Consider the following 7,480-nt stretch of genomic DNA (forward strand, 5'->3'; position numbering starts at 1 on the left):
CTGGACGACGAGCCGGACGTTGACGCGGCCAAGGCCCGCGCCATGCGCCAGCGCATGAGGATGGTGGCGCGACAGGTGGCGATGAACCCCGATGATGGAATCGACCTTTGAGGAGACGCCCATGGCAACCAGAACCCGCCTGAATATCTATTTCGACCCCGCGCTCATTCCGCAGATCGAAGCGCTGGCTTTACGCCGCTCGGTGGCGTTGCGCCGCAATGTCTCGAAATCCGCCATCGTGGAGGCAGCGGTCATGTCCTATCTGTCCGGCGATGCCGACGACCAGCTTGAAGCAGCCATGTCACGCCGCCTGGACAAGCTCGGCCGCCAGATCGATACGCTCGACCTGGATCTCGCCGTCCTCGGCGAGACGGTCGCGCAGTTCATCCATTACTGGATGACGATTACACCGCCTTTACCGGATGCAGCGAGACAATCAGCCCGCGCCAAAGCAGCAGAGCGGTTCGAGGGCTTCATGCAGAACCTTGGTCGGCGTTTGGCGACGGGAGAAAGGTTCCTCAAAGAGCTGTCGCGGGATATGCCCGGCGATGTGGCTGAAGAAACAGCGGCAGAGCGCCAGTCTGTTGAGCACGGTTAGCCTGCCACTCCCTTGCAGACGAGTGCAATCTCGCTGGTTACCGCATCTGCCAGCTCATCTGTCGGCTTCTCGCCTTGCAGTCTGAGAACCGCAGCCGTTTGCTGGCCAAGCCAGCGTTCATGCTGGGCACGGTTACGTCCGCTGAAGCTGGGATCATCATAGCTTGATGCCCATTTTCGAAACGCCAGATGCGCTTCGTGCATGTCCCCACCGGGAAGGATGCGCTCACCGTGGCGCGCTGCCTCGCGCTGGTCGAGACGTTGCAGTCTGATGGCGGCAGGCGTGTAGAGAAAGACAATCAGATCAACGTCACGGATCAGGGCCTCTCCCCATCCGATGAAGGAGCCGGTCAATACCCATCCATCGGACGCAGCTTGCTGTTCTGCAATCAGTTTCACTCGATCTTCAGTCGGGCGCTTGACGCTGTACGGCGGGTCGGTCGGCATCCAGTAGAAATCATCGACATCTATTTGTGGAATGTCGAACCGCTTTGACACCGCCGCACCGAGGGTCGAGACGCCCGAACAGGAAGCCCCCGTGATGTATATTTTCGGCCTGCCGTGCATTCAGATCGATTCCCTCGTCACTTCCTGCATTGATATTATTACTGTTTGACATTCTCAACATCGGCCGGGTTGCCCATCCTATTTACCGCCGTTCGCCGCCGATCACCGCACGCGGCTAGATACTTGTTGAACCGGCCGCATTTCGGTCTTTCTTAATCGACCCCGATCCGGGGATCGCCTGTCGCGCCCCATGAAGAAACGGGGCCGACATGACCACCAACCACCAAAAACCGGAAGCCATTGCGCGCGGCGCGCGCATGTTGCGCACTGCACTCGGCCCCGCCATTGCCCGGCTGCTCGAAGACCCGGCCGTGGTCGAGGTGATGCTGAACCCGGACGGGCGGTTATGGATCGACCGCCTGTCCGAAGGACTGTCCGACACGGGCGAGCGCCTGTCCGCCGCCAATGGCGAACGCATCGTGCGGCTGGTCGCGCATCATGTCGGCGCGGAGGTTCATGCCCGCAGCCCCCGCGTATCGGCCGAGCTGCCGGAGAGCGGCGAGAGGTTCGAGGGTCTGCTGCCGCCCGTGGTCGCCGCCCCGACCTTTGCCATCCGCAAGCCCGCCGTCGCGGTGTTCACGCTCGACGACTATGTGGCGGCGGGCATCATGTCCGCCGATCAGGCCGCGATGCTGCGCGGGGCCGTTTCCTCCCGCGCCAACATCCTCGTGGCGGGCGGCACCAGCACCGGCAAGACCACCCTGACCAACGCTCTACTCGCCGAGGTGGCGAAGACGGCGGATCGCGTCGTCATCATTGAGGATACGCGCGAACTGCAATGCGCCGCGCCGAACCTTGTCGCCATGCGGACGAAAGACGGCGTGGCGACGCTTTCCGATCTGGTCCGTTCCTCGCTGCGTCTGCGTCCCGACCGCATCCCCATCGGCGAAGTGCGCGGATCGGAAGCCCTCGACCTTCTGAAAGCGTGGGGCACCGGCCATCCGGGCGGCATCGGCACCATCCATGCCGGCACCGGCATCGGTGCGCTGCGCCGACTTGAACAACTCATTCAAGAGGCTGTCGTCACCGTCCCGCGCGCCCTGATCGCCGAGACGATCAACCTTGTTGCTGTCCTTTCCGGGCGCGGTTCCGCGCGCAGGCTGGCCGAACTCGCCCGCGTCGAAGGGCTGGGGCCGGACGGCAACTATCGCATCACGCATCCCATCCCTTCGGCAATCCCCACCAGCACAGGAGAATCTTCATGATCCGCACGATTTCGCGCGGCTATCGCTTCGCCGCGACCGCCGCATCCACCCTTGCCATCAGCTTCATGCTCGCCCCGGCCGCCCATGCGTCCGGTTCGTCGATGCCGTGGGAAGCACCACTCCAAAGCATCCTCCAGTCCATCGAGGGGCCGGTCGCCAAGATCATCGCCGTCATCATCATCATCGTGACCGGCCTGACTTTGGCCTTCGGCGATACGGGCGGCGGCTTTCGCAAGCTGATCCAGATTGTGTTCGGCCTGTCCATCGCCTTCGCGGCGTCGAGCTTCTTCCTGTCGTTCTTCTCGTTTGGCGGCGGGGCGCTCATCTGATGGCGGGCGGCCTTGAACAACTCGACGCGGTGCCGGGATTTTCAATCCCGGTCCACCGGGCGCTGACCGAGCATATCCTGCTCGGCGGCGCACCGCGCGCCATCGCCATCATGAACGGAACGCTGGCCGGGGCCGTGGGCCTCGGCCTGCGCCTCTGGCTGGTCGGCATCGCCCTATGGGCAATCGGCCATTTCGCGGCCGTGTGGGCGGCGAAGCGCGATCCCCTCTTTGTCGAGGTCGGACGGCGGCATCTGCGCATCCCCGGTCATCTGGCGGTTTGAGGGAGGCGCGTCGATGATGAACCTTGCCGAATACCGCCGCACCGCCACCCGGCTCGCCGACTATCTGCCATGGGCGGCACTGGTCGGCTCCGGCGTCGTCTTGAACAAGGACGGCTCATTCCAGCGCACCGCCAAATTTCGCGGTCCCGATCTGGATTCCGCTGTCGCCGCCGAGCTGGTTGCCGTCGCCGGCCGCATCAACAACGCCGTGCGCCGTCTCGGCTCCGGCTGGAGTATCTTTGTCGAGGCGCAGCGCAGCGAAGCCGCGACCTATCCCGACAGCACATTTCCTGATCCTGCGTCGGCGCTGGTCGATGCCGAACGGAAAGCAGGATTCGAGGAACAAGACGCTCACTTCGAGTCCCAATACTACCTGACTTTCCTTTGGCTCCCGCCTGCCGATGAGGCCGCGCGAACTGAGGCATGGCTCTACGAGGGCAGGGAGAAAACGGGCGTGGACCCGTGGGAACTGCTGCGCGGCTTCATCGACCGAACCGACCGCGTGCTGGCCTTGCTCGACGGCTTCATGCCCGAGTGCCGTTGGATGGATGACGGCGCGACGCTGACCTATCTCCATTCCACCATTTCGACCAACCGGCATCGCGTGCGCGTGCCCGAGGTGCCCATGCACCTCGACGTGCTGCTCGCCGACCAGCCTTTGACCGGCGGGCTGGAACCGCGCCTTGGCGACGCCCATCTGCGCATCCTGACCATCGTGGGATTCCCGACCGCGACGACGCCGGGCTTGCTCGACGACATGAACCGGCTGCCGTTCCCCTACAGGTGGAGCACGCGGGCGATCCTGCTCGACAAGACAGACGCAACCCGGCTGCTAACCCGCATCCGCCGCCAATGGTTTGCCAAGCGCAAGAGCATCGCCGCGATTCTGAAAGAGGTGATGACCAACGAGGCGTCCGCGCTGGTGGACACCGACGCCGCCAACAAGGCGTTCGACGCAGACATGGCCTTGCAGGAGCTTGGGGCGGACGTGGCGGGCATGGCCTACGTCACGGCGACCGTCACCGTATGGGATGCCGACCCGCGCCTTGCCGACGAGAAGCTGCGCCTGGTCGAGAAGATCGTTCAGGGCCGCGACTTCACCGCCATGCCCGAGAGCGTCAACGCGGTTGACGCATGGCTCGGCAGCCTGCCCGGACACGCCTACGCGAATGTCCGCCAGCCGCCTATCAGCACTTTGAATCTCGCCCACATGATCCCGCTGTCGGCGGTGTGGGCGGGGCCGGAACGGGACGAGCATTTCGGCGACGCTCCATTGCTTTACGCCAGGACCGAAGGCTCCACCCCGTTCCGGCTAAGTCTCCATGTTGGCGATGTAGGCCATACCCTAGTCGTCGGCCCCACGGGCGCGGGCAAATCCGTGTTGCTCGCCCTCATGGCCTTGCAGTTCCGGCGCTATGCGGCCAGCCAAGTCTTCGCCTTCGACTTCGGCGGTTCGATCCGCGCCGCCGCGCTCGCCATGGGCGGGGATTGGCACGATTTGGGCGGTGGCCTCACGGAAGGGGCCGAGGCGTCGGTTTCGCTCCAGCCGCTCGCCCGCATCCACGACACCTATGAACGGGCATGGGCGGCGGACTGGATTGCGGCCATCCTCATGCGCGAGGGGCTGGCGATCACGCCAGAGGTGAAAGAGCATCTTTGGACGGCGCTGACCTCTCTGGCGTCCGCGCCGGTCGAGGAACGCACCATCACCGGCCTTGCGGTGCTGTTGCAATCCAACGATCTGAAACAGGCGCTCCGGCCGTTCTGCGTCGGGGGGGCCTATGGCCGGCTGCTCGACGCCGAGACAGAGCATTTGGGATCGGCGGACGTGCAGGCGTTCGAGATCGAGGGCCTTGTCGGGACCGGCGCGGCCCCGGCCGTGCTTGCCTATCTGTTCCATCGCATCGGCGACCGGCTCGACGGCCGCCCCACGCTGCTCATCATAGATGAAGGCTGGCTTGCGCTCGACGACGAGGGATTCGCCGGCCAGCTCCGCGAATGGCTGAAAACGCTCAGGAAAAAGAACGCCTCCGTCATCTTCGCCACGCAAAGCCTCAGCGACATCGACGGCAGCAATATCGCGCCGGCCATCATCGAGAGCTGCCCGACGCGGCTCTTGCTGCCGAACGAGCGCGCCATCGAACCGCAGATCACGGCCATCTATCGGCGGTTCGGCCTCAATGACCGGCAGATTGAAATCCTCGCACGGGCCACCCCCAAGCGGGATTATTACTGCCAAAGCCGCAGGGGCAATCGCCTGTTCGAGCTTGGCCTGTCCGAAGTCGGCCTCGCGCTCTGCGCCGCATCGGCCAAATCCGACCAGACGGAAATCGCGCGCATCCATGCCGAACACGGCCGCGCCGGTTTCCTTGCCGGCTGGCTGCGTCATCGCGGCGTCGATTGGGCGGCCGACCTGATCCCGAACCTCACCAATCTTGCCGACCTGCCGGAATCCGCCGCGCCGGCCCCGCTCGATACCCACCCCACACAGGAGATTCTTCCATGACCTATCCCAAGATCGTTGGTGCCTCGGCCCTCGCGCTGGCGCTCGCCGTGCCCGTCGCGCTTTCGCCCATGCTTGCAAGCCCTGCCCATGCGCAGTTCGGCTTCGGCCGCATCGTCTATGACCCGAGCAACTACGCGCAGAACGTCCTCACGGCAGCGCGCACGCTGGAGCAGATCAATAACCAGATCACCAGCCTCCAGAACGAGGCGCAGATGCTCATCAATCAGGCCCGCAACCTTGCGAGCCTGCCGCATAGCTCGCTCCAGCAGCTCCAGCGGAACGTCCAGCGCACGCAGCAGCTTCTCGGGCAGGCGCAGAACATTGCCTTCGAGGTCGGGCAGATCGACCAAGCGTTCCAGCAGCAATACGGCAACGTCTCGCTTTCGACGACCGACGCCCAGCTTGTCGCCGACGCGCGCGGCCGTTGGGAAAATACGGTTGGCGGTTTGCAGGACGCTATGCGCGTGCAGGCGGGCGCGGTCGGCAATATCGACAGCAACCGCGCCGAGATGGCCGCGCTGGTCGGCCAGAGCCAAGGCGCGACCGGCGCGCTGCAAGCCACGCAGGCCGGCAACCAGCTCCTTGCCCTCCAGTCGCAGCAGCTTTCCGACCTGATCGCAGTCATCTCGGCAAACGGCCGCGCCGATGCACTGACAGAAGCGGAGCGCGCGACCGCCGCCGAGCAGGGCCGCATCCAGCGCGAACGGTTCCTGACGCCCGGCACCGGCTACCAGCCGGGCAATGCGCAGATGTTCAACAACGGCAACAACTGACCGGGAGGCTCGCCATGGACGGCAAGATGCTGGCCCGCCTCGGGGCCGTGGTGTTCGTTGCGATTGCCTTGACAGTGACCGCAATCGACATGGCGCGGAAGGATGAACCTTCCGCGCCACCCCCGGCCTCGGCCTTCCAGCCCCCGGCCAACCCGTTGCGCGAAACCCTGCGCCGCTGCCAGCAGCTCGGCGAGGCTGCCGCCAGCGACGCCGGCTGCCTCGCCGCATGGGCTGAATCCCGCGACCGCTTCCTCGGCCGCGACCGCAGCGAGGCGCGCTGACCATGGGCAACACGGGCGTCATCGACAATTTCCTCGGGGTCTTCACCTCCTACATCGACAGCGGGTTCGGCCTGCTCGGCGGCGAGGTCGCCTTCATCGCCACGACGCTGATCGTCATTGACGTGACGCTCGCCGCGCTCTTTTGGGCATGGGGCGCGGATGACGACATTATCGCGCGGCTGGTGAAGAAGACGCTGTTCGTCGGCGTCTTCGCCTACATCATCGGCAATTGGAACAACCTCGCCCGCATCGTCTTCGAGAGCTTCGCCGGCCTCGGCCTCATGGCGTCGGGCACCGGCTTTTCCGTCACCGATCTGATGCGGCCGGGCCGCGTCGCGCAGACCGGCCTCGACGCCGGCCGCCCGCTGCTCGACTCCATTTCCGACCTGATGGGCTGGATCAGCTTCTTCGAGAACTTCATCCAGATCGCGTGCCTGCTGTTTGCATGGGCGCTGGTGGTGCTGGCCTTCTTCATCCTCGCCATCCAGCTTTTCGTGACGCTGATCGAGTTCAAGCTGACCACGCTCGCCGGCTTCGTCCTGATCCCCTTCGGCCTGTTCGGCAAGACCGCCTTTATGGCCGAGAAGGTCTTGGGCAATGTGGTGTCGTCCGGCATCAAGGTCTTGGTGCTCGCCGTCATCATCGGCATCGGCAGCACCTTGTTTTCGCAGTTCACGGCGGGTTTCGGCGGGGCGACCCCGACCATCGACGACGCCATGGCGATTGTGCTGGCCGCGCTGTCGCTGCTCGGCCTCGGCATTTTCGGCCCCGGCATCGCCAACGGCATCGTCTCTGGTGGCCCGCAGCTCGGCGCGGGCGCAGCCGTGGGAACCGGGCTTGCCGTCGCAGGTGCAGGCGTCGCCGCTGGCGGCGGGGCCATGCTCGCCGCCAAGGGCGGTGCTGCCGCCCTTTCCGGCGGGGCCGCGGCCGTCCGCGGCGGC

The 7,480-nt window shown here is 65.2% G+C and carries 9 protein-coding genes; 8 read left to right on the plus strand and 1 reads right to left on the minus strand.

The genetic code is table 11. The features are described 5' to 3' along the window. Positions 1–121 precede the first annotated feature (121 nt). The gene (locus KYK29_RS22220) at positions 122–598 is read left to right on the plus strand and encodes a CopG family transcriptional regulator (RefSeq protein WP_254693061.1); all 477 of its coding nucleotides are present in this window, start codon (positions 122–124) and stop codon (positions 596–598) included. Here the strand turns inward: KYK29_RS22220 and KYK29_RS22225 are convergent. Continuing rightward, positions 595–1,164, minus strand: a complete 570-nt coding sequence (locus tag KYK29_RS22225) for an ATP-binding protein (RefSeq protein WP_116652196.1) — start codon at positions 1,162–1,164, stop codon at positions 595–597. The genes KYK29_RS22220 and KYK29_RS22225 overlap by 4 nt on opposite strands. 209 nt (positions 1,165–1,373) lie before the next feature. Here KYK29_RS22225 and trbB point away from each other — a divergent pair, with 209 nt between their 5' ends. The 7 genes from trbB to trbL all read left to right on the plus strand — a co-directional run. Further along, a complete protein-coding gene (trbB, locus tag KYK29_RS22230; protein ID WP_116652197.1) occupies positions 1,374–2,369 on the plus strand; it encodes a P-type conjugative transfer ATPase TrbB in 996 nt (331 codons plus the stop codon). Next, positions 2,366–2,698: a TrbC/VirB2 family type IV secretion system protein gene (locus KYK29_RS22235; protein ID WP_254693062.1), complete on the plus strand. Its 333-nt coding sequence runs from the start codon at positions 2,366–2,368 to the stop codon at positions 2,696–2,698. Before trbB ends, KYK29_RS22235 begins: the two co-directional genes overlap by 4 nt. Beyond that, positions 2,698–2,979 carry a VirB3 family type IV secretion system protein gene (locus tag KYK29_RS22240; RefSeq protein WP_116652198.1) on the plus strand — a complete coding sequence of 94 codons (282 nt, stop codon included), beginning with the start codon at positions 2,698–2,700 and terminating at the stop codon, positions 2,977–2,979. Before KYK29_RS22235 ends, KYK29_RS22240 begins: the two co-directional genes overlap by 1 nt. A 13-nt stretch (positions 2,980–2,992) precedes the next feature. Next, positions 2,993–5,485, plus strand: coding sequence for a conjugal transfer protein TrbE (gene trbE, locus KYK29_RS22245; RefSeq protein WP_254693063.1), 2,493 nt, complete (start codon positions 2,993–2,995; stop codon positions 5,483–5,485). Then, positions 5,482–6,258: a P-type conjugative transfer protein TrbJ gene (trbJ, locus tag KYK29_RS22250; RefSeq protein WP_254693064.1), complete on the plus strand. Its 777-nt coding sequence runs from the start codon at positions 5,482–5,484 to the stop codon at positions 6,256–6,258. The genes trbE and trbJ overlap by 4 nt, the downstream gene beginning before the upstream one ends. Before the next feature lie 14 nt (positions 6,259–6,272). After that, entirely contained in the window at positions 6,273–6,539 is a 267-nt protein-coding gene (trbK-alt, locus tag KYK29_RS22255; protein WP_254693065.1) for a putative entry exclusion protein TrbK-alt, read from the plus strand. 2 nt (positions 6,540–6,541) lie between these two features. Further along, on the plus strand, positions 6,542–7,480 hold a 939-nt coding region (gene trbL, locus KYK29_RS22260; protein WP_254693066.1), incomplete at its 3' end, for a P-type conjugative transfer protein TrbL.

The organism is Shinella daejeonensis, assembly GCF_024281235.1.
Taxonomy (GTDB): Bacteria; Pseudomonadota; Alphaproteobacteria; order Rhizobiales; family Rhizobiaceae; genus Shinella; species Shinella daejeonensis.

What these genes read in the sequence shown, in the direction of transcription:
- KYK29_RS22220 (WP_254693061.1), top strand. Translation starts at nt 122, where the DNA reads ATGGCAACCAGAACCCGCCTGAATATCTATTTCGACCCCGCGCTCATT.
- KYK29_RS22225 (WP_116652196.1), bottom strand. Translation starts at nt 1,164, where the DNA reads ATGCACGGCAGGCCGAAAATATACATCACGGGGGCTTCCTGTTCGGGC.
- trbB (WP_116652197.1), top strand. Translation starts at nt 1,374, where the DNA reads ATGACCACCAACCACCAAAAACCGGAAGCCATTGCGCGCGGCGCGCGC.
- KYK29_RS22235 (WP_254693062.1), top strand. Translation starts at nt 2,366, where the DNA reads ATGATCCGCACGATTTCGCGCGGCTATCGCTTCGCCGCGACCGCCGCA.
- KYK29_RS22240 (WP_116652198.1), top strand. Translation starts at nt 2,698, where the DNA reads ATGGCGGGCGGCCTTGAACAACTCGACGCGGTGCCGGGATTTTCAATC.
- trbE (WP_254693063.1), top strand. Translation starts at nt 2,993, where the DNA reads ATGATGAACCTTGCCGAATACCGCCGCACCGCCACCCGGCTCGCCGAC.
- trbJ (WP_254693064.1), top strand. Translation starts at nt 5,482, where the DNA reads ATGACCTATCCCAAGATCGTTGGTGCCTCGGCCCTCGCGCTGGCGCTC.
- trbK-alt (WP_254693065.1), top strand. Translation starts at nt 6,273, where the DNA reads ATGGACGGCAAGATGCTGGCCCGCCTCGGGGCCGTGGTGTTCGTTGCG.